Raw genomic sequence first — 23,808 nt, 5'->3', positions numbered from 1 at the left:
TTTGGCGGAGCCCGAGCCGCCCTGGACAGCGGAGGCCTGCGGCGTCACGCTCTGGCTGCGTCTGACGCCCAAGGGCGGGCGGGACGCGATCGAGGGCGTCGAGACCCTCGCCGACGGCAGGTCCGTGCTCAAGGCGCGGGTGCGCGCCGCGCCGGAGAACGGCCGCGCCAATACGGCGCTGATCGAGCTGGTCGCCAAAGCGCTCTCGGCCCCAAAAAAGGCGGTGACGATTCGCTCCGGCGAGACGAGCCGTGTGAAGAAGCTTTTCGTCGCGGGCGACCCCGCGCCTTACCTCGACGCGCTGGCCCGGCTGGCGCCCACAAAAGGCTAAAGAGCGAAAGAGATGAGCAAGTCGAAGATCAACGTCGGCAATTTTTTCGAGGACTTCAGGCTCGGGCAGATTCTGCGCCACGCAGCTCCGCGCACCGTCACCGTCGGCGAAGTCGCGCTCTACACCGCGCTCTATCTGCCGCGCTTCGCCGTGCAATCCTCCAAGGCTTTCGCCGAGGCGATCGGCTATAGGGATGCGCCGATCGACGACATGCTCGTCTTTCATCTCGTGCTCGGCAAGACCGTGCCCGACGTCTCGCTGAATGCGCTCGCCAATCTCGGCTACGCCGACTTCAAATTCCTGGCGCCGGTCTATCCAGGCGATACGCTCGACGCCGTCTCCGAGGTCATCGGCCTGAAGGAGAACTCCAACAAGGAGACGGGCGTCGTCTATGTCCGCACGACGGGGAAGAATCAGCGCGGCGAGACCGTGCTCTCCTATGCGCGCTGGGTGATGGTGAAGAAGCGCGACAAGGACGCTCCTGTCGGCCCGACGGTCGTGCCGGACCTGCCCAAGGCGGTCGATCCGTCCCAGTTGGGACAAGCCGTGCCGCCGATCAAGGTCGCGGCCTATGACAAGGCGCTCGCCGGCTCGCCTTTCTTCTGGGGCGACTACGAGAAAGGCGAGAAGATCGACCATATCGACGGCATGACCGTCGAAGAGGCGGAGCACATGCTGGCGACGCGCCTCTATCAGAACAATTCGAAGGTGCACTTCAACCAGTACTATGAATCGCAAGGCCGTTTCGGAAAGCGCATCATTTACGGCGGCCATGTGATTTCCATGGCGCGCGCGCTGTCCTTCAACGGGCTGGAGAATGTCTTCCATATTTCGGCGGTGAACGGCGGCAAGCACGTCAATCCGCTGTTTGCGGGCGGCACCATCTTCGCCTGGAGCGAAGTGCTGGACAAGGCGGAGATCCCTGGCCGCAGCGACATCGGCGCGCTGCGTCTCCGCCTGGTGGCGACAAAGGACAAGCCTTGCGCGGCGTTCCCGCTCAACGGGGCAGACGGCAAGCCCGATCCAGCCGTGCTGCTCGATCTCGACTACTGGGCGGTGTTGCCAAAGTAGGGGCCGCTCCCCGTCACGCTAGGAACAACGCCGGAGCCCGTCTGTTGTTAGGGCGCGTGAATATCACGTGCACGCTTAGTCTAAAGGCGCGGTTTCTTCGAACGGGCGCATGGCTTACATGCGCCCGTCAATCGCGCTGGCGACGACGGAGTAACAGACATGATCAAGGCGATTATGTTCGCGGCTACGCTGGCCACGGCAGGCGCAGGCGTTGTCTATGCGCAGCAGAGCGGAACGACCGGCGGATCGCCGGGCTCGACGATGGGAACCGGCGCCGAGCGCGGGACCGGGACGATGGGCACGGAGCGCGGAACCGGCGGCACGATGGGCAGGAGCGGCACGATGGGCGCCCGCGAAGGCGCGCAGACGGGCGCGACGGCGCAGATGATGACGACCTTGCCGCAGCACGCGACGGCCGTCTCCAACTGGTACGACCAGAACGTCTATGATCCGAACGATAACAAGATCGGCGAAGTGAAGGACATGCTGCTCGATCGCGAGGGCAAGGTCCAGGCGGTGATCGTGTCCGTCGGCGGCTTCCTCGGCATGGGGGAGAAGGACGTCGCGGTTCCCTTCGACGCTGTGTCAACGACGCAGCGTGAAAACAGGTGGTGGCTGAGCATGAACGCGAGCAAGGATCAGCTCCGCACGGCGCCCGGCTTCCGCTTCGACCGCTCGAAGCAGGCGTGGACGGTCGCCGTCCGCTGATCGGCGAAGACGCGCTCTACCTGGCCGAACATTGGCCCCGCCGCAGACAATGTGGCGGGGCTTCTCATGCCTCGAGACGCCGCCTTCGGCGGCTCCTCAGCATGAGGGGGTTCCAGTTATTGCTTAGGTTCGTGAGGAGCGCGCGCGTCTCGAAGGACGATGCGCCTCGCAGCTTTGTCGACAAGCGCCGTCGGCGTTACAGCCGCGGGGGCAGTTTCTCTTCGTCGGCGAGATTGGAGAAGCGCGTGACTTCGGCTTCGAAGGCGAGCGGCACGGTTCCCGTCGGGCCGTGGCGCTGCTTGCCGATGATGGCCTCGGCGCGGCCATGCGCGCGCTCCATCTCGGCCATCCAGTTGATGTGCTCTTCCGTGCCTTCGCGCGGCTCCTTGTTCTTCAGATAATATTCTTCGCGATAGACGAAGAGCACCACGTCGGCGTCCTGCTCGATCGAGCCAGATTCACGCAGATCGGAGAGCTGCGGGCGTTTGTCGTCGCGCGCTTCGACCTGGCGGGAAAGCTGCGAGAGCGCGATCACCGGCACATTCAGTTCTTTCGCCAGCGCCTTCAGACCGGTCGTGATTTCGGTCAGCTCCTGCACGCGATTGTCGTTTCGCGACTTCGAGCCCGCCAGCAATTGCAGATAGTCGACGACGAGAAGATCGAGGCCTTTCTGCCGCTTCAGGCGACGCGCGCGCGCGACGAGCTGCGCGATGGAGATGCCGCCGCTCTGGTCGATATAGAAGGGGATGCTCTGCATCTCGCGCGAGGCCGCGACGATGCGCTCAAAATCGTCCTGGTTGAGATCGCCGCGGCGGATCTTGTAGCTCGGCACGCCGGACTGCTCGGCGATGACGCGCGTGGCCAATTGTTCGGCGGACATTTCGAGAGAGAAGAAGCCGACGATGCCGCCGTTGATTGTCTTATGCGAGCCGTCGGGCTCGACGTCGTATTGATAGGCCTTGGCGATGTTGAAGGCGATGTTCGTCGCGAGCGCCGTCTTGCCCATGCCGGGGCGGCCGGCGACGATGATCAGGTCGGATTTCTGCAGGCCGCCCATCTTCTCGTCGAGATCGATGAGCCCCGTCGAAATGCCGGAGAGATGGCCATCGCGCATATAGGCGCTCGAGGCCATGTCGATCGCGATCGCCAGCGCGTCGGAAAACCGCTGGAAGCCGCCCTCATAGCGGCCTGTCTCGGCGATCGAATAAAGCTTGCGCTCGGCCTCCTCGATTTGCGTGCGGGGGCTGGCGTCGACGGGCGAGTCAAAGGCCGTGTTGACGATTTCCTCGCCGATGTTGATGAGATCGCGTCGCACGGCGAGGTCGTGGACGATTCGCCCGTAGTCTTCCGCGTTGATGATGGTCGTCGCCTCGGCGGCGAGGCGCGCGAGATAGGCCTGGATCGTTACGCCGGCGGGCAGCTCGATGTCGGCCAGAAATGTTTTCAAGGTCACGACGGTCGCGAGCTTGCCGGCGCGAATGAGCTGCGCCGTCGTTTCGAAGATGCGGCGATGCAGCTCTTCCGAAAAATGCTCTGGACGCAGGAAGTCGGAGACGCGGTCGAAGGCGTCATTGTTGACGAGAATCGCGCCGAGCAGCGCTTGTTCAGCCTCGAGATTATGCGGAGGCGCGCGATAGGCCGGCGGCTCGGGCTGCGCGACCGGATAGAGGCGCGCACCCGCCAATTGTTCGACTGGGGGCATTTGTTCTCGTCGACTTTGAATGAAACGCCGGGGCCTTCAGACGCGACGCGGAAGCCATCCGGATGCATGACGACATTCGCACGCGGTTGCTCCCCGCGCCAGCCTTGACTCTTACCCGCGCGTTTCGCGCGTCGATGTTGCGAGTCATATCCACAGCCACGCCATGGATTTTGCTCGGCGCAACGAAAAGCGCTTGCCTGTGCGGCGAATCATTCGCGTAGCGTACGCGGCCTATTGGCGCTCGGCCAGCGGCGTTTTTGGGCGCGCATCATGCCCCAGCAAAGAAAAAGCCTCCCACGGCAGGACCGTGGGAGGCTTTTTGAGATGACCCTTGCGGTCGACTGATTACATCTCGACGTCGCCAGCCTCGGCGAGCGCGGCGCCGACCTCGAGGCCGAGGTCGTCCATCGACGTCTCTTCGCGGGCGAAAACCGACTCGCCGCGGGCCTGACGCTCGGCCTCTTCTTCCGAACGGGCGACGTTGATGACGATCTTCACGTCCACCTCGGCGTGCAGATGCACCGGCACATTATGGAGGCCGAGCGTCTTGATCGGATGGGTGAGGACGATCTGGTTGCGATTGATCGAGAAGCCGCCTGCCGTCGCGGCCTCGGCAATGTCGCGCGTCGAGACGGAGCCATAGAGCTGGCCGCTCTCGCCCGCCTGGCGGATGATGATGAAGGTCTGCCCCTCGAGCTTCTCGGCGACGGCGGAAGCCTCGGTCTTCGCCTCGAGATTGCGCGCCTCGATCTGAGCGCGCTGGCTGTCGAAATGCTTCTTGTTCGATTCGGTCGCGCGCAGCGCCTTGCCGCGGGCGAGGAGGAAATTGCGGGCGTAGCCGTCGCGCACCTTGACCGTGTCGCCCATCTGGCCGAGCTTGGCCACGCGTTCGAGCAGAATAACTTCCATTTTCGTTTCTCCGAGAGTTGGCGCCTTTGTCAGGAAAATGCGGTCAAAGTCAATCCGACTCCGCCGTTTTTTGCGGCTGACCGGGCGCCGCGGCCGACTTGCGGTCGCGATAGTTGAAGACGGTGTCGGCGCCGCCGAGCACGGCGAGGGGCACGATCGGCCAACCGAGAAGGCCGAGCATGAAATAGATGATCGAGAGCACGAGCGCGCTCGACTTGGAGCCGCGCAGCAGCACATGCACGACCGCGAGCCCTTGCAGCATCAGCAGCATGCCCATGGTCGCGGCCAGCACCAGCCCGATGGCGGCCGAAGGCCCGCTGAACAGGGACAGGACGACGCCCGAGGCGAAGAGGCCGGTGACGGCGCGGGGCAGGCGGAAATCCATGGCGATGTCCGGCCAGGGACGGGTGAGCAGGCTGGAGGCCCGCGCAATGGTCCCGCCGAGCCAGAGATTGGCGACATGGATCAGCAGGCCGTAGCCCGCGAGAAAGGCCGGGACGGAGCGGGCGACGACGCCGGAGAGTTCCGTCGGATTGGCGCTCTCGGGCAGTTCCTTCTCGCGCAACATGGCGTCGAGCAGCAGGAAGGCGCGGGCGCGAATGGGGTTTAAGGCCTCGTCGAGTGAGCCGAAACTCAGCGCCGCGACAACCAGCCATAGAATCACGGCCGTCGCCAGCACGCTGGCGGCGGCGAGGCACGACCAACTCGCGACATTGCGGGTGACGAGATCGCGGCCGCCGCGCGGCGCGCCGGAGGCGGCATAGGCCCCAAGCCAGGCCGGCGCGGCGACGAGCAGGGCGTAGCCCATGCCGACGACAGGGTGCAGCGCGACCGAGAGAACGACGGTCGCGACCAGCGCCGAGGTCGCCCCGTGCACGATCCCAAAGCCGAGCGCCACGATGACGAGCGGCAGCGGCGCGAGATGGGCAAACAGCAGCCCGCCAAAGCCGCCCCGCGCGACAACGGCGCCAATCGCCGCCGCGGCGACGCCGCCGAGGACGGAAATGCCGATATTCTGCGGCGTAAACACGCTCTTGTCGGGCACGAGGTCACATTCCGGTCAGGGGCGGCCCGTCTGCGCAGACGCGCGGGCAAGCCAAAAAGCGCCGAAACGGCCTTTCGGCCGGCGGCGCGAGACGCGCTTCTACTCCGAAACCTTGCCAATGGGCAAGAGCAGGGCGCGGCCGCAGCCGGGTCGGCGTTCCTGAAAAATAACACCATGCGGCGAACAGCCCGCGACGCCGGGACGTTTCAACTGCGAAAAACGCGCCCCGCCTTCTCGCGCCGGGGATGCGAGGAGAAAGCAAGATGAAATCCGTTCTGACGGGCGCCCTTGCCGCGCTCGCCCTGACGGCGCTCGCCGTTCCCGTCTCGGCCCATGCCGTCCTCGTCGACTCTTATCCCGCCAACAAGCAACAGGTGCTCAAGCCGTTGCACACGATCCGGCTGGTCTTCTCCGGCAAGGCCGACGCGCTCTACTCCACCGTAAAGCTCAAGGACAACAAGGGCGCGGTCATCGCGGAGAAGACGCAGAAGGAGCCCTCCAGGGAGCTCACTTTGCCAACGCCCTCGCTGATGCCGGGCGACTATCACATCGTCTACCGGGTGCTTTCGGTCGACGGCGACGTCGTCGAAGGCAAGCTGGACTTCTCTATTTTTGGGCTGGAGGCCTGAGCCTCACAGCTCGCGCAATTCGGGGCCCGGCCGGCGCGACAGCACGCGCCACGTTCCCGCAAGGCCAAGTCCGATGGTGACGGCGAGCGTCGCCGCCGTGGTCGTCAACGCCGCGGTGACGGAAAAGGCGAAGTCGATTTTCATCAGCAGCGTCACCATGGCGTAGGCGGCGCCCGCGCCGGCGGCGAGGGCGATGAGCGAGGCGACCAGGCCGACGACCCCGAACTCCAGTCCGTAAGCAGTGGCGAGCCACCTTCGCGTCGCGCCCAAGGTCTTCAGCACGACGGCGTCATGTAGCCTGGCGCGCTGGCCGCTCGCGACGGCGCTGGCGAGCGCCAGGACGGCGGTGACGATGGCCAGGCCTGCCGCCGCGCGAGCGGCGAGCGCCAACTGTCCGGCGATCTTGTCGACAGCGGCCAGCGCCTCCTTCACGCGGACCGAGACGATCATGGGAAAACGCTTCGCGGCCTCACGCGCCAGTTTGGCGTCTGTCGCGTCCCGCGCGGCGACAGTCGGCGCGCCATAGGCGATGGTGAAAAGCTCCATGTAGGGGGCCTTGGCGAAAGTGTTGGGCGAGAACACCATCACGAAGTTGATGCCATAGCTGCGCCAGTCGACCTTGCGCAGGCTCGCGACCCGCGCGACGGTCTCGCGGCCCAGAACATTCACCCTGATCTCGTCGCCAAGCGACAGGCCGAGCCCTTCGGCGATGCGCTGCTCCAGAGAAACGAGCGGCGGCCCATCATAATCCGCCGCCCACCATTCGCCCGCAACGAGCTGCGAATTGGCTGGCACCGTGGCCGAGAAGGTGACGCCGCGGTCGCCCTCGAGCGCCCATTTGACGTCGTCGACCACGGTGATCCGTTCGACCGGGACGCCTTTGACCTCCACAATGCGGCCGCGCATCATCGGCACATGCTCGATCTTCGCGCCGGGGACCTGCTCGGCAAGAAAATCGTTGAAGGCTCGCGCCTGCGTCTTCGGCGCGTCGATAAAGAAGAAGTTCGGAATTTCGCCCGCGTCGGCGCGCTCCAGCTCGTTATGGATGGCGCCCTCGACCAGAGCGAGCGCGATCAGCAGCGTTTGCGTCAGGCCGATGGAGACGACGAGCGCGGGCGTGAGGCTCTTCGGCCGCCAGATATTGGCGAGCGCCAGCCGCAGTCTGGCGTCGCGCGGGCGGGGCAGGGCGCGGGCGACGCGCATGGTGACCCAGGCCGCGCCGCGCAGCAGGGCAAAGGCGGCGACTGACGTGGCGACATAATAGGCGCCGAGCTTCAAGTCGGAGGAGGAGAGCATCACCAGCGCGCCGAGCGCGATCGCGGCGAGAGCGGCCCCCGCCCGGTAGCGCCAGAGCCGCGCGGCGCGCGGATCGTCGCGCAGCAAGGCGGCGACGGGAATTTCATGCGCCCGGCCAAGCGGGGGGAGGGCGAAGATCAATGTCACGAGCAGGCCGTAGAGGGCGCCGTAGAAGGCGCCGCGCGCGTCGAGCGCCGCCGAAACGGGGAGGTCCGCCGCCTGCCGCAGCGCTTCCGACGCCGCCCACGGGATGAGGGCGCCGACCGCGAGCCCGAGAAGGATCGCAAACGCCGCCGCCGCCATGACCTGAGCCAGCGCAATGGCGAAGACGCGCGAGCCCGTCGCCCCCAGCGCCTTCAATATCGCGAACTGCATGCGCTTGCGCTCGACGAAGCCTTGCACGGCGTTGGCGACGCCGGCGCCGCCGGCGACAAGCGCGGTCAACGCCACGAGGGTCAGCAATTGCGTGAAGCGCTCCAGATTGCGCGAGAACTGCGGAGAGACGGCGTCGCGCCGGCGCGCCTCCCAGCCCGCTTGCGGGAAGGCTGCGTCGGCGGATTGGGCGAAGGCTTTTACGGCCTCGTCGCTGACATTGCCGTTGAGCGTCACGCGCGCCACATGGCGCACCACCGAGCCCGGCGTCACGAGGCCGGTGGCGGCAAGCGCCGCGCGGCTCATCATCACGCGCGGGCCGAAGCCGACCCCGCCGGCGAGCTTGTCGGGTTCGCTTTCGAGTTTGACCCGCGGCGTGACGCGCGCCGCGCCGATCATCAGCGGGTCGCCGAGCTTGATGTCGAGCCGCGCCAGCAGGATCGGATCGACTGCGATTCCGAAGGCCCCATCCTTTTCCGCGAACGCCTCGGGCAGGGGAAGGGCGGGATCGAGGGCGACGGCGCCGAAGGCGGGGTAGGTCGCAGGATCGACGGCCTTGATTTCGACCATCGCCGCCTCGCCGTCGTCGCGCCGGGCCATGGCGCGCATCAGGGCGATCTCGGAAAGGCGCCCGCGCGCAGCGAAGAAGGCGCGCTGCTCAGGGCTCAATTCCCGGGCGACGAGGCTGAAGGAAGCGTCGCCGCCGAGGATCGTTCGGCCCTCGCGGGCGAGGCCCTGTTCGAGCGAGCGGGAGAGGCCCGAGACCCCGGAGATCGCCGCGACGCCGATGACGATACAGGCGATGAAGATGGCGAAGCCGCGCGGGTCTCCGAGGAGATCGCGCAGGGCGAAGCGCAGGCCGAAGGGAAGCGCGTTGAAACGAAACGCCCGCATCACGCCTCATCCGCCTCGATGCGCCCGGAGCGCAGCCGGACGCGCCGCCCGCAGCGCGCCGCGAGGCCGGGATCATGGGTCACGAGCACCAGCGTCGCGCCCCGGCGCTTCTGCTGGGCGAAGATGAGGTCGATGACCGCCGCGCCGGTCTCCGAGTCGAGATTGCCCGTCGGCTCGTCGGCCGCGAGGATCAGCGGATCGGGCGCGAGCGCGCGGGCCAGCGCCACGCGCTGCTGCTCGCCGCCCGAAAGCTGCGCCGGATAATGCGCAAGCCGGTCGGAGAGGCCTACGGCCGCAAGTTCGGCCTCAGCGATGGCGAAAGCGTCCGGCTTTCCCGCGAGCTCCAGCGGCACGGCGACGTTCTCCAGCGCCGTCATGGTTGGGATGAGCTGGAAAGACTGAAAGACCACGCCTATTTTCTCACCACGGAACCGCGCCAGCGCGTCTTCCGAGAGCGCGCCCATGTCACGGCCGTCTATCCTGACCGAGCCGGAATCGGGGCGCTCGAGGCCGGCGAGGGTCATGAGCAAGGTCGATTTCCCGGAACCCGACGGCCCCAGGAGACCAACCGTCTGGCCATGGTCTATGCTGAGGCTGACGCCCTTGAGAACATGGACCCGCGCGGCGCCGTCGCCCAGGGTAAGATCCACGTCGGCGAGTTCAATGACCGGTGGCACGGAGAAGCTTTCCTTGATTGGCGCGCCCATACAGACGCTTGTGACGACTTATCGCCTGTTCCGGGGCCGGCTCCAAATCGCCGCCTGCGCCCTCATTTTGGCGTCGCTGGGCGCCGGGGCCGAGGCGGCGGAAAAACGCATCATCGCGTTCGGAGACAGTTTGACCGCGGGGCCGGGGCTTTCCGCTGAGGATACGCTGCCCGTCCAACTGGGCAAACGGTTGGCGGCCAACGGCTTCAGCGTCAAGGTCGTCAATGCGGGCGTCTCCGGCGACACGACGGCGATGGGCCTCGCGAGGCTCGACTATGTGCTGTCCGACGGGCCGGTCGATCTGGCGATTCTCGAGCTCGGGGCGAATGATATGCTGCAGGGCCTGCCCCCGGCGGAGGTCCGCGCCAATTTGGAGAAGATGCTCGAGATATTCCGGTCGAAAGGCGTGAATGCCATACTGACGGCCATGGTCTCCAGCAACAATTGGGGGCAAGCTTATCGGAAGGAATTCGATTCGATCTATCCCGACCTCGCCACGAAATACGGAGTGACGATGGTTCCGTTCTTCATGGAAGGCGTGTGGGGCGACCCCGCTCTCCTGCTCGGAGACGGCCTGCATCCCAATCCCGCGGGCGTGCGCAAGATCGTCGAAAAAATTGCCCCCTATGCGGAAAGAGCGCTCGCGCCCTCGGGCGCGGCGAGAGAATCGCGCGCCAAATAGGCGCGCTCCAACGGCGAGGAGGAACACATGCCAAGACTTTTTACGGCCCTTGAAGTTCCTCCCCATGTCGCGGAGAGCCTCGCGCGGCTGCGCGGCGGCGTCTCGGGCGCCCGCTGGATCGACGTCGAAAATTATCACATCACCGTGCGCTTCATCGGCGACGTCGACGACGCCTTCGCCCGCGACGCCGCCAATGCTTTATCCTTCATCCGCCGCCCCGAACTGGAGGTGACGATCGACCAACTCGACTCCTTCGGGGGCGGCAGGCCGCGCGCCATCGTCGCGCGCGTGAGGTCGACGCCGGCGCTTCTCGAGATGCAGGCGGAGCAGGAGCGCCTGATGCGCCGGCTCGGCGCCCCGCCGGAAGCGCGCAAATATGCGCCGCATGTGACGCTGGCGCGGCTGCGCGGATCGAATTCGGCTTCGGTCGCCGCCTATCTCGGCGCGCGCGGCTATTTCCCGCCGCTCAAATTCACCGCCGAGCGCTTCGTGCTCTATTCGTCCCGCGACTCGGTTGGCGGCGGGCCCTATATCGTCGAAGCCGAGTATCCGTTGCTCCCGGCGCCCGCGGCGTTGAATGGGGTGGTGGGGTTGTAGGATATTGCGCTTGAGCTTGAGGTCGCGCATTATTGACGCTCGAGTGAAAGTGAGTGCGCTGAAGTGAGCGAACAACCCGACAACCTCGTCGTCCATATCCTGCGCGAGATCCGCGCCGAAATGGCCGGCATGCGCTCAGAGATGGTGACCATCCGCGAGACAATGGCGACGAAGGACGAAATCCAGTCTCTCCGCGCTGACGTGGCGTCGGACATCGCGACGCTCGACGCCAAGATCGACAGGACCCGGAAGGATTTGAGCGACCAGATCGTGGGTTTGCGCCGCGCCGTCGTCGAGTACCACACGACAGTCGTCGGCCATGGCGTCTTGATCAGCGAAATGGAAGGCCGGCTGCGTCGCGTCGAGCAGACGCTCGGCCTTGCGCCCGAGGCGCGCTAAGCCTTCTCGACCCGCTCCCGCGCCGCTTTGCGGCTGTCCCTGGCCAGCGCCTTGGCGCGGCCTTCCTCGACGACCGCCGCGAGGCTCGGGTCCCTCGCCACCGCCTCCGCGATCAGGCGGTCTGAGGCCGTCTCGATTTCTCTTTGCAGCTTCTCGAAGAATTCGCGCGCCGGCAGGCCCGGCGGAATCATCGGCAGAAATTCGATGACCGCCGTGCCGGGGCGGATCAGGAAGGAGCGGCGCGGCCAGAAGAGGCCGGCGTTCAGCGCCACCGGCAGCGCCGGAACGTCCGACGCCGCGTAGAGATGGGCGATGCCGAATTTATAGGCCGGCGCCGCCCCGGCCGGGCGGCGCGTGCCTTCCGGAAAGATGAACAGCTGGCGGCCTTGCGCGAAAATATGCTTCGCCTTTTCGATGAGCTGCGGCAGCAGCTTGCCGCCCTTGGCGCGATTGATGCCTATCTGCTCGGCCGACAACAGGTACCAGCCGAAGAAGGGAATCATCACGAGCTCGCGCTTCAGAATGTAGCTGAAGTCCGGAAAACGGATCGGCAGGACGAAGGTGTCCCAGATCGACTGATGCTTGCTGGCGACGATCATGGCGCCGCCGTTCGGGGGGATGTTCTCCAGGCCGCGCCACTCAATTTCGAGACCGCAGATCTTGTCCGCGAGCCACAGCGAGGTGCGGCCCCATGTCCGGCCGAGCTCCATGGAGACGCGGCGGGGCATGAGCAGGCCCGGCAGCCAGATCACCATCAGCAGGATGGTGTTGGCCCAGAACAAAATCTGGAAAACAAGCGAGCGCAGGAAGAGCATTGAGGGCACCGTTCGCGACAGACGCGCGCCTTTTACGTCAGCGTGGCCCGGCTCTACAAGGCGTTCATTCGGCCGACGCCTCGCTGCTGCGCAAGGGGCCCAGGTCGAGTTCGCCCGCGCTTTCCGGGCGCAGCGCCACGCGCGTCAGGGCGCCCAGGAATTTAACGTATTCGCTGCCGATGAGCCGCATGACGGCCGGGTCGCTCGCCCAGCCCGCGACATTCACGTGCTCGCTCACGACCGGGAAGGGATAGAGCTTGACCTCGGGAAGCGCGGCCGACAGTTCAACGAGCGCCCGCGGCATGTGGTAATTCGAGGTCACCACGATGAGGGAGCGGGAGATTTTGTGCACCTGCGCCCATTGCCTGGTTTCCCGCGCATTGCCAAAGGTGTCGAGCGCCTCGTAGCCGAGATCGACGCAGCAGTTGAAGAGGTCGCGCGAGACCGGGAGGCGTTTTGCGAGCACCGAGCTGCGCGTCGCGCGGTTGACGCCGGTGATGAGCAGCCGGCGCGCCTGTCCGCGGGCCAGAAGTTCGGCCGCCTCCAGCACGCGGTCGGAGCCCCCGGTCAGCGCCACGACGCCCTCGGTCTTGACGGAAAGCTTTGGCTCGACTCGCGCCAGCGACAGCGCGAACCAGACGTAGCCGAGACCGAAAGCAAGCGCGCCGGCCCCGATCAGGCTTGCCGCCGTCAGGAGAATCACGCGCGCCAGGCTGGCCCGCGTCGCACGCCACCAGCGCGCCATCGCCCTCACCTTGCCGTTCCTCTCGCCCTTGAGCCGATCGCGCGCGGAGGCGCGATTCCTGGAGAGATATATGGTCATAAGCCGCCGCCCGGGGCGAGAGGGATCATCCGAGGCCCCGCAGGTGGCGGAAGACGATGCGGCGCGACAGCCAGCCGGTCAGAAATGCCACGCCGCCGGCGAGAAGCAGAATGACGACGAAGCCTGCGGCCCCGATCGCGAGGTCGCCGAAGATCGCCTGCATCTGCTCGCCGCCGGCGGTCGTGCGCCACTGGCGCAGAGCCGCCTGCGCGGCGAGAAGGAAGGCGATCGCCGCGCCGCCGCCGATCAGCGCCCCGCGCAGGCCGAGCGCGAGAAAGCGGCGCTGAAACTCTTGCGCGATGAACCCGTCTGCGGCCCCGACGACGTGCAGCACCTCGACAATCTCGCGGTTGGTGGACACGGCCGCGCGCGTCGCCGAGGCGACGGCGATGCCCAAGGCGCCGACGATCAGCACGAAGATCATCGCCGCGACGGCGACGACGGCCCGCGCCATGTCGCCGAGGCGGGCCGTGAAGATGCGATGGTCGTCGAAAGTGGCGTTGGGCGCGGCGCCGGCGAGCGCCTCGCGAAGTTCAGAGAGATCGGGGCGGCTCCTGGGGTCGAGCTTCGCGACGATCATGCGCGGCATGGGGAGCTGGGAAAGGTCGAGACCCTGGCCGAGCCAGGGCGCCAAAAGGCTTTCCGACTCCGTCTTGGAGTAAATCTGCGCTTCGCGGACGCCCGGCGTATCGCGCAGGATGTCGGCCACGACGCGTAGATCCGACTCCATGTCGCGGCCCGGCGCGGGCCGAACCTGCACGGTCGCCTCGCTCGCCGCTTCGCTGCGCCATTCGCTGCTTGCGTCGGCGACCAGAATGGCGGCCGCGGCGGCGAGCGCGGCGAGGAAAGTCATGATCGCGATCACCATGACGAGCGAGCGCCCGGCGATGGAATCGGTCGGCACGAGCGGGGAGGGCTGGGCCGGATCGTCCTCGCCGACGTCCGCGCTCGCGCGGCGCGATTTGACGCGCGAGACCCAGCGGCTGGCGACTTCCCAGTCCATGAGCTTCACTCGAAAATATGCAGACGGCCTTCGGCGAGGACGAGGCGGCGCGCTTCCTCGTACTGGTCCATCAGGCTCAGATCATGGGTGGCGATGATGACGGCGGTCCCCGATTTGTGAAGCTCGACAAAGAGCCGCAGGATGCGTCGGGCGAGCGTTGGATCGACGTTCCCCGTGGGTTCGTCGGCGAGCAGAAGCCTGGGCTGGGAGATGAGGGCGCGCGCGATGGAGGCGCGCTGTTTCTCACCGCCCGAAAGGATGCTCGGCACGCAATGCTTGCGCTCGCCGAGGCCCACCCACTTGAGCAATTCGAGAACCTCTGCGCGATAGCTCGATTCCTCCCGGCCAAGCACGCGCAGCGGCAGCGCGACATTTTCGTAAAGCGTCAAATGGTCGAGCAGGCGGAAGTCCTGAAACACGACGCCGATCTGCCGGCGCATTTCGGTGACCTCGTCCTGGTCGAGCGTGGCCGTGTCGCGGTCGAAGATGCTGATGAGCCCCCGCGTCGGCTTGAGCGCCATGATGATCAGGCGCATCAGCGTCGTCTTGCCGGCGCCCGACGGGCCGGTAAGGAACTGAAACGATTGCGGCGCGATGTCGAAGCTGATGTCGCGGAGCGTTTCCGGCCCCACGCCATATCGCAATCCGACATTTTCGAAGCTCAACACGCTCGCTCCCCCATGGCCGCGCGGATGGACGCGCGAGGGCCGAGGAATCGCGCCGCGGAAGAATAGTCAGTTCACGCGCCCTTAACCATAACCGGCGTTAATGAAACGAGGCTTTTGTTCACTGCGCCGCAAAAATCTGGAGCGCGAAATGAGTGTTGCAGGCGATCGGAACGGACGGCGGTTGTGGCGCGAAATCAGCGCGGAAGCCGAAAGCGCGGCGAACCGCGAGCCGAGCTTTGACGAAATGTGGCGCCGCGCGCCGCGGCCGTCGGTCCGCGAACTCCCGCCCGTCGAACGCGACCGCTGGCCCGTCATTGCGACGATTGTCGCGATCGTCCTCGGCGTCTCGGCGCTCATCGCCATGCGCGAGCGAATCGTCCGCATCCTACCGCCCATGGCGACCGCCTATCGGCTTCTGGGCGCGCCCGTGAATCTCGCGGGCCTGGAGCTGCGCGACATCCGCGCGAAAATCGTGATGGAGGGCGCACGCAGAGTGCTCGTGACGGAGGGGGAGATCGTCAACTTGAGGCGCGAGCCCAACCGGGCGCCGCCGCTCGCCCTGTCGGTTCGCGGAGCCAATGGCCTCGAGCGCTACGCCTGGACCGCCCCGACGCCGAAGTCCCGGCTCGAGGCCGCGGAAAAGATCGCCTTCCGCGCCCGCCTCGCCTCGCCGCCCGATGAAGGGACGGAGGTGCTGGTCCGCTTCGCCCGGGCGGACGAAGTCGGGCGTAGGACAAGGTAGGCTTTTCGCCCGTCTTGCGGCTGCGCCACCGAGCGCGTCGTGCGGCGTTTCCTGCCCGAAGACGCCTCGGATGAGGAGGTGGCCGTCCGCACGGTCTGGCTGGCGCGACAGCCGATCTTCTTCGTGCGGGAGGCGGATGCGCTGTCGCTCCCGCCGTTTTCGATCCGACTCGAACCTGACGCCGTGGAGCGGCTGGTTGAAACATTGGCCGCTTTGAGCCTGTCGGGCCTGACCGCAGACCGGCCGTGAAATTGAGTCGCAGCGGCCTCATCTTGACGGTAACGCGCGGTCAAGGTTATGACGTTGCTGATTAAATCTCCTCCAGCCGATACGGGGGCCAGAGGAGCCTCCCGGCGTGTCGCGCGACTTTCTGTCGCCCGCGCTGCCCCTTCAACTGGAGGCGCACATGTTTTCGGACGAGGAGTTCCGGCGAGTCCTGTTCGACGCCAGTCCGGACTGCATCCTGTTATTGGATGAAGACGGACGCGTGCTGAGCGTCAACGAGGCCTGCCTGCGTCTGATGCAGGCGATGAGTTCGACCGAAGTCGCTGGACTAGTCTGGCTCGACCGGTGGCCGCCCGCCGCGCGTGAGAACGTCTCCAAAGCGCTGAGCGCGGCCAGAGGCGGGGCGACGGTGCGCTTCGAGGAGAGCTGTCTAGCGACTGGCGAAGAGATACTGTGGAATGTCTGCGTAGCGCCGATCCGGGCGCGCCAGACTGGCGCCATTCGTCTTCTCTGCATCTGCCGCGACGTCACCGACGCCCGCCGCGCTGAGCGGCAATCGGAGGAGAGCGAGGCATGGCTGCAGGTCGGTTGCGCCGTCGCCGGGCTCACGCTCGCCAGGGTCGACTACAAAAAGGACGCCGTAAGTCTTTCGGCGGAGGCCGCGAGGCTTTTCGGCCTCGGAGAGGTCCCGGTAACGGTCCCGCGCGATGTCCTTCACAGACTGTTTCATCCCGACGACGCCGGCGCGATCATGGATGCGATCAGCCATGCGCTCGACCCTTCTGGCCCCGGCTGGTTCGAGATGGACCACCGGATCATCCGCCCTTCAGGCGAGATGCGCTGGGTGCGGGTGCGTAAGCAGGTGGTTTTCGACGGAGAGGGCGGCGAGCGGCGCCCCTCTCATGCAACGCTCGCCGCCTTCGACGTGACGAAGGAGAAAGCGACGGACGAGACGCTGCAGAAAAGCGAGGAGTTTCTGCGCGCCATCCTCGATTCCCTGCCGCATCACGTGGCCGTCATCGGATCCGACGGAAAGATCGTCGCCGTCAACAAGCCTTGGGAGCGCTTCGCGCGAATGCAGGGCGGCGCTTATGCCCACGTCGCCCCGGGCGTCGATTATCTCGCAACGGCGCGGGCGGCCGCTTCGGATGGAGACCTTTACGCCCGGGGCGCAATCGAAGGCATTTACGCCGTCATGAGCGGCAGATCGGAAGGGTTCGTGCTGGAATATCCCTGTCACGCGCCCGACCGCGAGCAATGGTTCGAGATGCACGTCGCGCGTCTGTCGGGGCCGCCCGCCGCGCTTGTCCTCAGCCACACCGACATCACCGACCGCAGACGCAACGAGCAGAAGCGGCGGGAGGCGGAGGAACGGCTGAGGAAAAGCGACCGCAACAAGGACGAGTTCATCGCCACGCTGGCGCACGAGTTGAGAAACCCGCTTTCGCCCTTGCGCTCGGGCCTTCAGTTCCTTCGCCGAGCCGAGCCCGGCGATCCGAGGGTCGCGCGCATGCAGGAGATCATGGAGCGGCAGGTCGTTCATCTGGTGCGGCTCGTCGACGACCTGATCGACGTTTCCCGCATCAGCCGCGGCAAGCTCGAGCTCAAGAAAGAGCTGGTCGATCTCGCCGACATTTTGAAGCAGGCGATTGGAGATGTGCGCGCGCTTACGGAGGCCAAGAATCTGACTGTTCAGGTCTCGGGCCTCGACGAAGCGCTGCCGGCGGAATGCGATCCCGTCCGAGTCTCGCAGATGTTCGTCAACCTGCTCGACAACGCCATCAAATATACCGATGCGGGCGGGACGGTTGGCGTCGCCGCCGAACGCGATGGGGGGCAAGTTTGCGTCGCCATCAGCGATTCAGGCGTGGGCATCTCTTCGCAAATGCTGCCGCAGATCTTCGATCTGTTCACGCAGGGCGAAGGGTCTCCGAAACATGGACGCGCGGGGCTCGGCATTGGTCTCTCCCTCGTGCGGAAGCTTGTCGAACTGCATGGCGGCTCCGTCGAGGCGCAGAGCGATGGCGAGGGGCGCGGCGCACGCTTCCTGGTTCGCTTGCCGTTGTCCCTGGGAGCGCCCGAGCGCGAGTCAAAGGGCGAAGCGGCGCCGCGCATGGGCGGAAAGGGTCGGCGCGCGCTCCTCATCGACGATAACCGGGATGCGGTCGACACGCTTGCGGTGGCGCTCAAGAGCCTGGGCTTCGAGGTTGACGTCGCCTACAGCGGCGCCGAGGGCCTGGCGCGGGCCGCGGCGCTCAGGCCCGGTCTGGTGCTCCTGGATTTGGGCATGCCGATCATGGACGGCTATCAGACCGCGCGCGCGCTGCGGGCGCAGCCGGGCGGCGCGGAGATCGAGATTGTCGCTCTCACCGGCTGGGGCGAGGAAGAGACGCGCCGCCGCGTGAAGGAGGCGGGTTTCGACGGCCATCTGATCAAGCCGGCGCGCATCGAGGACATTGCGGCGCTGTTCATGAAATGAGGAGCGTTAAGCGCGGAGGGTCGGCCCGGACGTTTCCAACCCCGGCAAAATGGCCTAATCAGGCGCCATGGCCACTGACCCCCTCGCGCCGACTCTTTTCGTCAACGCCCGTCTGATCGACCCCGCCGCCGGGGTCGAGTCGCAGGGCGGGCTTCTCGTTTCGAACGGGCGCATCGCCGATCTGGGGCCGGGCCTTCGCCCCGACGCCGCGCCCGAGGGCGCGCGGGTCGTCGACTGCCGAGGCGACGTGCTCGCGCCCGGCCTCATCGACATGCAGGCCTTCGTCGGCGAGCCCGGCGCGGAGCACCGCGAGACCATCGCCAGCGCGACGCTCTCAGCCGCCGTCGGCGGCGTCACCACGCTCGTCTCCACGAGCGCCGCCTTTCCGGCGGTCGACGATCCGGCGGTCGTCGACTTCGTCCTGCGACGCGCGCGCGACACCGGAAAGGTGCGCGTGCTGCCCATGGCGGCGCTGACCAAAGGACGCGAGGGCAAGGAGATCGCCGAGATCGGCCTTCTCCAGCAGGCGGGCGCCGTGGCTTTTTTCGACGGCGCGCACTCGATCCGCAACGCGCTCGTCATGCGCCGGGCGATGAGCTACGCGCGCGACTTCGGCGCGCTGGTCGTGCATTTCACCCAGGACCCAGACCTTGCCGGCGGCGTGATGAACGAGGGCGAATTCGCGCTGCGCCTCGGCCTCTCGGGCATTCCGCGCGAGGCCGAGGCGGTCGTGCTCGACCGCGACCTGCGCCTCGTGGCCCTCACCGGCGCCCGCTACCACGCCGCGATCCTCACCTCGACGCTCTCGCTCGAGTCGCTTAGCGCGGCCAAGGCGGCGGGACTGCCCGTGACCGCCGGCGTGACGATCAACCATCTCACTCTCAATGAAAGCGACATCGGCGATTACCGCACCTTCCTGAAGCTGCGTCCGCCGCTGCGTCACGAGGAGGAGCGCAAGGCGCTGGTCGCCGCGCTGGCGGAGGGCCTGATCGACGTGATCGTCTCGGACCATGATCCGCAGGACGTGGAAACCAAGCGCCTGCCTTTCGCAGAGGCCGAATTCGGCGCGATCGGGGTCGAGACCATGCTCGCCGCGGGCATGCGTCTCGTCCATTCGGGCGACGTGAGCCTGCCGAGGCTGCTCGCAGCGATGTCGTCGCGTCCCGCAGAAATCCTCGGGCTGGAGCAGGGGCGCCTGCAAAAGGGCGCGCCCGCCGATCTGATCCGCTTCGACCCCGACGAGCCTTTCGTCGTCGACCCCGACCTCTTGCATTCGCGTTGCCGCAATACGCCCTTCGACGGCGCCTTGTTGCAGGGCGTCGTGAAGACGACCATGGTCGCCGGGCGCATCGTGCACGAGATCGCGCCATGACGCGGATCGCGCTTTACTCCGGCACTTTCGATCCGCTGACCAACGGCCATCTCGACGTGCTGCGTCAGGGCGTCGCGCTCTTCGACAAGGTCGTCGTGGCGATCGGCGTGCATCCCGGCAAATCTCCCTGGCTGACCTTCGAGGAGCGGGCCGAGACGATCGCCGACGTGAGCGCGGCCGAGGGCTTCGCGGGCGCCGTAGAGGCCGTGAGCTTCGACGGCCTCGTTGTCGAGGCGGCGCGCGCCGCCGGCGCCGGCGCGATCCTGCGCGGATTGCGTGACGGCTCCGACTTCGACTATGAAATGCAAATGGCGGGGATGAACGGGACGCTCGCGCCCGCTATTCGCACGGTTTTCCTGCCTGCTTCGCCGGGGCTGCGCCATATCAGCGGCACCCTCGTGCGCCAGATTGCGGCGCTTGGCGGCGACGTGTCGGCCTTCGCGCCGGCCGCTTCCGTCGAGGCCCTCAAACGCGCCATTGCAAGGCGCGGCAATTAAAGCCTTAAGGGAGGCTCAATGAAACTTACCCGTCGTGTTCTGCTCTCCGCCGTGGCCGTTTCGGCTGCGCTCGGGACCGCTTCTTTGGCCCGCGCTGAAGACAAGCTCCTTTATATCGACACCAAGGACGGCCGCATCGCCATCAAGTTGCGCCCCGATCTCGCGCCCAAGCATGTCGAGCGCATCGAGCGCCTCGCCAAGGAACATTTCTACGACAATATCGCCTTCCATCGCGTGATCGACGGCTTCATGGCGCAGGGCGGCGATCCCGACGGCACCGGCATGGGCAGCTCGCGCTATCCCGACCTCAAGGCCGAATTCAGTAACGAACCCTTCAAGCGCGGCACGGTCGCCATGGCGCGCCAACCGGGCGACAAGGACTCGGCCAATTCGCAGTTCTTCATCTGCTTCGCCGAGGCGCCGCAGCTCAACGGCAAATATACGATCTGGGGGGAGGTCGTCTCCGGCATGGACGTCGTCGACAAGATCAAGAAGGGCGACAAGGCCAATAACGGCGCGGTCGAGAACCCGGACCGCATGCTCAAGGTTCGGGTCGCCGGCGACGAGAGCTGACCCCTTTCAGCGTTGGCCGGGCTTGTCCCGGCCGCCCACGCCGAGACGCTTTCGTGGATAGCCGGGACAGGCCCGGCCATCTCGACGAGCGGGCGACAATACAAAGGACAGAAAATGACTGAAGCCGCCGACACTCTGACGCTCGAGACCACCAAGGGTCCCGTCGTTATCAAATTGCGACCCGATCTTGCGCCCAAGCATGTCGAGCGCATCAAGAAGCTCGTCTCCGAGGGCTTCTATGACGGCATTGTGTTTCACCGCGTCATCGAGGGCTTCATGGCGCAGACCGGCTGTCCGCGCGGCACCGGCACCGGCGGTTCGCAATATCCGAACCTCGAGCAGGAATTCAACGACGCGCCGCATGTGCGCGGGACCTGCTCCATGGCGCGCGCCTCGCATCCGGACACGGCCAATTCGCAGTTCTTCATCTGCTTCGACGACGCCCGCTTCCTCGACAAGCAATATACGGTCTGGGGCGAAGTGATTTCCGGCATGGAGAACGTCGACAAGATCAAGCGCGGCGAGCCGGTGAGAGATCCGGACAAGATCATCAAGGCGACGCTCAGCGCCTGATCCATTCCCTCTCCCCGCGCGCGGGGAGAGGGTTAGGGTGAGGGGCGAGCCCCCTCACCCCAGCCCTCTCCCCATTGATCGGGAGAGGTGGCCGCGACCCCGACATGCGCGTCGATCTCTTCGACTTCGACCTTCCCCAGGACCGTATTGCGCTGCGCCCCGCCGAGCCGCGCGACAGCGCGCGCCTGCTCGTCGTGCCGCCGACGGGCGCTTTCGAAGATCGGATTGTGCGCGATCTGCCGTCCTTTCTGAAAGAAGGCGACGTCCTCGTCGTCAACGACACGCGCGTCATTCACGCGCGCCTTTCCGGCAAAAGACGCCGCGGCGCCTTGAGCGCTGGCGTAGAGGCGACGTTGATCGAGCGACTCGACGGGTCGCGTTGGCGCGCGCTGATGCGGCCAGCGAAGAAGCTCGCCATCGGCGACCTTGTCCGCTTCGGCCGCGAAGGCGACGGGGCCTGCCTGTCCGGCGTGCTCGACGCGCATGTCGAGGCCAAGGGCGACGAGGGGGAGATTGCGCTTCGCTTCGAGCTCTCCGGCGCAGCGCTCGACGAGGCGATCGAGGCTGCAGGCGAGATGCCGCTGCCGCCCTATATCGCCGGTAAGCGCGCCGCCGACGCCCGCGACGAAGCGGATTACCAGACGGTCTTCGCGCGCGAGGCCGGCGCCGTCGCCGCGCCGACGGCGGGTCTGCATTTCACGGCCCCGCTGCTTGCGGCGCTGACGGCGAAGGGCGTCTCGCTGCATCGCGTGACCTTGCATGTCGGCGCCGGCACCTTCTTGCCCGTAAAGGCGGAGGATACGGAGGCCCACAAAATGCACGAGGAGTTCGCGCGCATCGATGGCGAAACCGCTGAGGCCCTTAACGCGGCGCGCGCCAGGGGCGGCCGCATCGTCGCGGTCGGCACCACGGCGCTGCGCACGCTCGAAAGCGCCGCCGCGCCGGACGGACGCCTCGCCGCTTACGCCTCGCGTACGAGCATCTTCATCACGCCGGGCTATAAATTCCGTGCGACGGACATGCTGCTCACCAATTTCCATCTGCCGCGTTCGACGCTGTTCATGCTCGTCTCGGCCTTTTGCGGCCTCGACCGCATGAAGGCCGCCTATGCGCACGCCATCGCCGGCGGCTACCGCTTCTATTCCTATGGCGACGCCAGCCTGCTGTATCGCGCCGACGCATGACGCGCAGCGTTCGCCTGATCGCGCAGTGGCGCGATGATCCCACGGAGGCGCTGATGACGGTTGACCTGCGCGCGGACGGCCTTCGCTTCGCCGCGACCTGGGACGTCTTCGGCGCGATCGATCTCGACGGTGCGCGGCCGCGTCCCTTCATCCTGCGCCGAGACGGACGTATCGACTTCGGCGAGGGCGCCGATCGCTGGCGCACGGATTTACGTGACGCGGAACTGAAGGTCGGGACACTTTTCACCGTCTGGTTCAACGAGACCGACCACGGGGTCTACAAAATCGTCAAGATCGCCGAACCCGGCGCGAAGGAACGCAGATGAGCGCTGAATTCTCCTTTACCCTTCAGGCGACCGACGGAGCGGCGCGCAAGGGCGAAATCTTTACGCCGCGCGGAACCATCCGTACGCCGGCGTTCATGCCGGTCGGCACGGCCGCGACGGTGAAAGGAATGTTCCCCCAGGATGTGCGCGCGACCGGCGCCGACATACTGCTGGGTAACGTTTACCATTTGATGCTGCGCCCCGGCGCCGAGCGCGTCGCGCGACTCGGCGGGCTGCATCGCTTCATGAATTGGCCGTTTCCGATCCTGACCGACTCGGGCGGCTTTCAAGTGATGTCGCTCGCCAAGCTCCGCAAGCTCGACGAAGAGGGCGTGACCTTCCAGTCTCACATCGACGGCTCGCGGCATCATCTCTCGCCCGAACGCTCCATGGAGATCCAGCACCTCCTCGGCTCTGACATTCAGATGCAATTCGACGAATGCGTGCGTCTGCCGTGTTCGGACGCGGAGGCCGAGCGGGCCATGCGGCTGTCGCTGCGCTGGGCCGAACGCTCTCGGAAGGCGTTTCGAGAACAGTCGGGCAGGGCGGTCTTCGGCATCGTGCAGGGCGGCGCCTCCAAACCCTTGCGAATCGAAAGCGCCCGGGCGTTGGCGCAAATGGATTTCCACGGCCTCGCAGTCGGCGGCCTCGCCGTCGGCGAACCGCAGGACGTGATGCTCGACATGCTGGAGACCACGCTGCCGCATCTGCCCGACGCGAAGCCCCGCTATCTGATGGGGGTGGGCACGCCGGACGACATCGTGCAGGCGGTGGCGCGCGGGATCGACATGTTCGACTGCGTCATGCCGACTCGCGCCGGCCGCCACGGCCTCGCCTATACGCGATTCGGCAAGATCAACATCAAGAATTCCCGCTACGCGGAGGATCTCTCGCCGCTCGATCCCGAATCGACGTCTCCCGCAGCCCGCGACTATTCGCGCGCCTATCTGCATCATCTCGTAAAAGCGGGGGAAATCCTCGGAATGATGCTGCTCACGCAGGCCAATGTCGCTTATTATCAGAGTTTGATGGCGGGGCTGCGGGCGGCGATTGCGGAAAGGCGGCTCGCCGATTTCATCGCTGAGACTCGCGCCCAATGGAACGCGGGGGAAGCGGCCCATCGTTCACAGTAGCGTGTTATGATGTGCGTAATGCAGAACCGCGCAGCGGTTGACCGGAGCCTGAC

General features: G+C 66.3%; 26 protein-coding genes. 17 read left to right on the top strand and 9 right to left on the bottom strand.

The window, feature by feature from the left end:
• Window position 1 precedes the first annotated feature (1 nt).
• The 3 genes from ACETII_RS19045 (at window position 2) to ACETII_RS19035 (ending at window position 2,110) form a co-directional block, all read left to right on the top strand.
• A complete protein-coding gene (locus tag ACETII_RS19045) occupies window positions 2-331 on the top strand; it encodes a DUF167 family protein (protein ID WP_472786581.1) in 330 nt (109 codons plus the stop codon).
• 12 nt (window positions 332-343) lie between these two features.
• Complete coding sequence (locus ACETII_RS19040) at window positions 344-1,402, top strand: MaoC family dehydratase (RefSeq protein WP_472786580.1); 1,059 nt, start codon at window positions 344-346, stop codon at window positions 1,400-1,402.
• A 159-nt stretch (window positions 1,403-1,561) separates the two neighbouring features.
• A complete protein-coding gene (locus tag ACETII_RS19035; RefSeq protein ID WP_363348588.1) occupies window positions 1,562-2,110 on the top strand; it encodes a PRC-barrel domain-containing protein in 549 nt (182 codons plus the stop codon).
• A gap of 196 nt (window positions 2,111-2,306) precedes the next feature.
• Here the strand turns inward: ACETII_RS19035 and ACETII_RS19030 are convergent, their stop codons facing one another.
• From ACETII_RS19030 to ACETII_RS19020, 3 genes are all read right to left on the bottom strand, one after another.
• Window positions 2,307-3,812, bottom strand: coding sequence for a replicative DNA helicase (locus tag ACETII_RS19030; RefSeq protein ID WP_472786579.1), 1,506 nt, complete (start codon window positions 3,810-3,812; stop codon window positions 2,307-2,309).
• Between the two features lie 345 nt (window positions 3,813-4,157).
• The gene (rplI, locus tag ACETII_RS19025; RefSeq protein ID WP_472786578.1) at window positions 4,158-4,721 is read right to left on the bottom strand and encodes a 50S ribosomal protein L9; all 564 of its coding nucleotides are present in this window, start codon (window positions 4,719-4,721) and stop codon (window positions 4,158-4,160) included.
• Between the two features lie 49 nt (window positions 4,722-4,770).
• Window positions 4,771-5,766, bottom strand: coding sequence for a DUF2232 domain-containing protein (locus ACETII_RS19020; RefSeq protein WP_472786577.1), 996 nt, complete (start codon window positions 5,764-5,766; stop codon window positions 4,771-4,773).
• Between the two features lie 263 nt (window positions 5,767-6,029).
• Here ACETII_RS19020 and ACETII_RS19015 point away from each other — a divergent pair, with 263 nt between their 5' ends.
• Window positions 6,030-6,395, top strand: coding sequence for a copper resistance CopC family protein (locus ACETII_RS19015; RefSeq protein WP_363348580.1), 366 nt, complete (start codon window positions 6,030-6,032; stop codon window positions 6,393-6,395).
• A 3-nt stretch (window positions 6,396-6,398) separates the two neighbouring features.
• Here ACETII_RS19015 and ACETII_RS19010 read toward each other — a convergent pair whose 3' ends face one another.
• The gene (locus ACETII_RS19010) at window positions 6,399-8,957 is read right to left on the bottom strand and encodes an ABC transporter permease (RefSeq protein ID WP_472786576.1); all 2,559 of its coding nucleotides are present in this window, start codon (window positions 8,955-8,957) and stop codon (window positions 6,399-6,401) included.
• Window positions 8,957-9,634 carry an ABC transporter ATP-binding protein gene (locus ACETII_RS19005; protein WP_472786575.1) on the bottom strand — a complete coding sequence of 226 codons (678 nt, stop codon included), beginning with the start codon at window positions 9,632-9,634 and terminating at the stop codon, window positions 8,957-8,959. The genes ACETII_RS19010 and ACETII_RS19005 overlap by 1 nt, the downstream gene beginning before the upstream one ends.
• Here ACETII_RS19005 and ACETII_RS19000 point away from each other — a divergent pair.
• The 3 genes from ACETII_RS19000 (at window position 9,621) to ACETII_RS18990 (ending at window position 11,342) form a co-directional block, all read left to right on the top strand.
• Window positions 9,621-10,346, top strand: coding sequence for an arylesterase (locus ACETII_RS19000; protein ID WP_472786574.1), 726 nt, complete (start codon window positions 9,621-9,623; stop codon window positions 10,344-10,346). The two genes, ACETII_RS19005 and ACETII_RS19000, sit on opposite strands and share 14 nt — an antisense overlap.
• A 27-nt stretch (window positions 10,347-10,373) precedes the next feature.
• Window positions 10,374-10,943, top strand: a complete 570-nt coding sequence (thpR, locus tag ACETII_RS18995; protein ID WP_472786573.1) for an RNA 2',3'-cyclic phosphodiesterase — start codon at window positions 10,374-10,376, stop codon at window positions 10,941-10,943.
• A 63-nt stretch (window positions 10,944-11,006) separates the two neighbouring features.
• A complete protein-coding gene (locus ACETII_RS18990) occupies window positions 11,007-11,342 on the top strand; it encodes a hypothetical protein (protein ID WP_363348571.1) in 336 nt (111 codons plus the stop codon).
• Here the strand turns inward: ACETII_RS18990 and ACETII_RS18985 are convergent.
• From ACETII_RS18985 to ftsE, 4 genes are all read right to left on the bottom strand, one after another.
• Entirely contained in the window at window positions 11,339-12,157 is an 819-nt protein-coding gene (locus ACETII_RS18985) for a lysophospholipid acyltransferase family protein (protein ID WP_472786572.1), read from the bottom strand. The two genes, ACETII_RS18990 and ACETII_RS18985, sit on opposite strands and share 4 nt — an antisense overlap.
• Before the next feature lie 64 nt (window positions 12,158-12,221).
• The gene (locus ACETII_RS18980; RefSeq protein ID WP_472786571.1) at window positions 12,222-12,980 is read right to left on the bottom strand and encodes a YdcF family protein; all 759 of its coding nucleotides are present in this window, start codon (window positions 12,978-12,980) and stop codon (window positions 12,222-12,224) included.
• Between the two features lie 25 nt (window positions 12,981-13,005).
• Entirely contained in the window at window positions 13,006-13,983 is a 978-nt protein-coding gene (locus tag ACETII_RS18975) for a cell division protein FtsX (protein WP_363348565.1), read from the bottom strand.
• A gap of 5 nt (window positions 13,984-13,988) precedes the next feature.
• Complete coding sequence (ftsE, locus tag ACETII_RS18970; protein WP_363348563.1) at window positions 13,989-14,651, bottom strand: cell division ATP-binding protein FtsE; 663 nt, start codon at window positions 14,649-14,651, stop codon at window positions 13,989-13,991.
• 148 nt (window positions 14,652-14,799) lie between these two features.
• Here ftsE and ACETII_RS18965 point away from each other — a divergent pair, with 148 nt between their 5' ends.
• From ACETII_RS18965 to tgt, 10 genes are all read left to right on the top strand, one after another.
• Window positions 14,800-15,393, top strand: coding sequence for a hypothetical protein (locus ACETII_RS18965; protein ID WP_472786570.1), 594 nt, complete (start codon window positions 14,800-14,802; stop codon window positions 15,391-15,393).
• A gap of 39 nt (window positions 15,394-15,432) precedes the next feature.
• Window positions 15,433-15,642: a hypothetical protein gene (locus tag ACETII_RS18960; RefSeq protein ID WP_363348559.1), complete on the top strand. Its 210-nt coding sequence runs from the start codon at window positions 15,433-15,435 to the stop codon at window positions 15,640-15,642.
• A gap of 106 nt (window positions 15,643-15,748) precedes the next feature.
• Entirely contained in the window at window positions 15,749-18,097 is a 2,349-nt protein-coding gene (locus ACETII_RS18955) for a PAS domain S-box protein (protein ID WP_472786569.1), read from the top strand.
• Between the two features lie 67 nt (window positions 18,098-18,164).
• Window positions 18,165-19,469 (top strand): dihydroorotase, encoded by a 1,305-nt coding sequence (pyrC, locus tag ACETII_RS18950; protein WP_472786568.1) that lies wholly within the window; start codon window positions 18,165-18,167, stop codon window positions 19,467-19,469.
• Window positions 19,466-19,966, top strand: a complete 501-nt coding sequence (gene coaD / locus ACETII_RS18945; protein WP_363348553.1) for a pantetheine-phosphate adenylyltransferase — start codon at window positions 19,466-19,468, stop codon at window positions 19,964-19,966. Before pyrC ends, coaD begins: the two co-directional genes overlap by 4 nt.
• Window positions 19,967-19,984: 18 nt before the next feature.
• On the top strand, window positions 19,985-20,539 hold the full coding sequence (locus ACETII_RS18940; RefSeq protein ID WP_472786567.1) for a peptidylprolyl isomerase: 555 nt from the start codon (window positions 19,985-19,987) through the stop codon (window positions 20,537-20,539).
• 114 nt (window positions 20,540-20,653) lie between these two features.
• Window positions 20,654-21,112 (top strand): peptidylprolyl isomerase, encoded by a 459-nt coding sequence (locus ACETII_RS18935; protein WP_363348549.1) that lies wholly within the window; start codon window positions 20,654-20,656, stop codon window positions 21,110-21,112.
• Window positions 21,113-21,216: 104 nt separating this feature from the next.
• The gene (gene queA / locus ACETII_RS18930) at window positions 21,217-22,296 is read left to right on the top strand and encodes a tRNA preQ1(34) S-adenosylmethionine ribosyltransferase-isomerase QueA (RefSeq protein ID WP_472786566.1); all 1,080 of its coding nucleotides are present in this window, start codon (window positions 21,217-21,219) and stop codon (window positions 22,294-22,296) included.
• Window positions 22,293-22,622: a hypothetical protein gene (locus ACETII_RS18925; RefSeq protein WP_472786565.1), complete on the top strand. Its 330-nt coding sequence runs from the start codon at window positions 22,293-22,295 to the stop codon at window positions 22,620-22,622. Before queA ends, ACETII_RS18925 begins: the two co-directional genes overlap by 4 nt.
• Window positions 22,619-23,755, top strand: a complete 1,137-nt coding sequence (gene tgt, locus ACETII_RS18920) for a tRNA guanosine(34) transglycosylase Tgt (RefSeq protein ID WP_472786564.1) — start codon at window positions 22,619-22,621, stop codon at window positions 23,753-23,755. Before ACETII_RS18925 ends, tgt begins: the two co-directional genes overlap by 4 nt.
• Window positions 23,756-23,808 lie beyond the last annotated feature (53 nt).

The sequence above is a fragment of the Methylocystis sp. NC52PC genome, assembly GCF_055698645.1.
The sequence above is the reverse complement of the archived record's forward strand: the minus strand, read 5'-3'. Positions and strand labels throughout refer to the sequence as shown.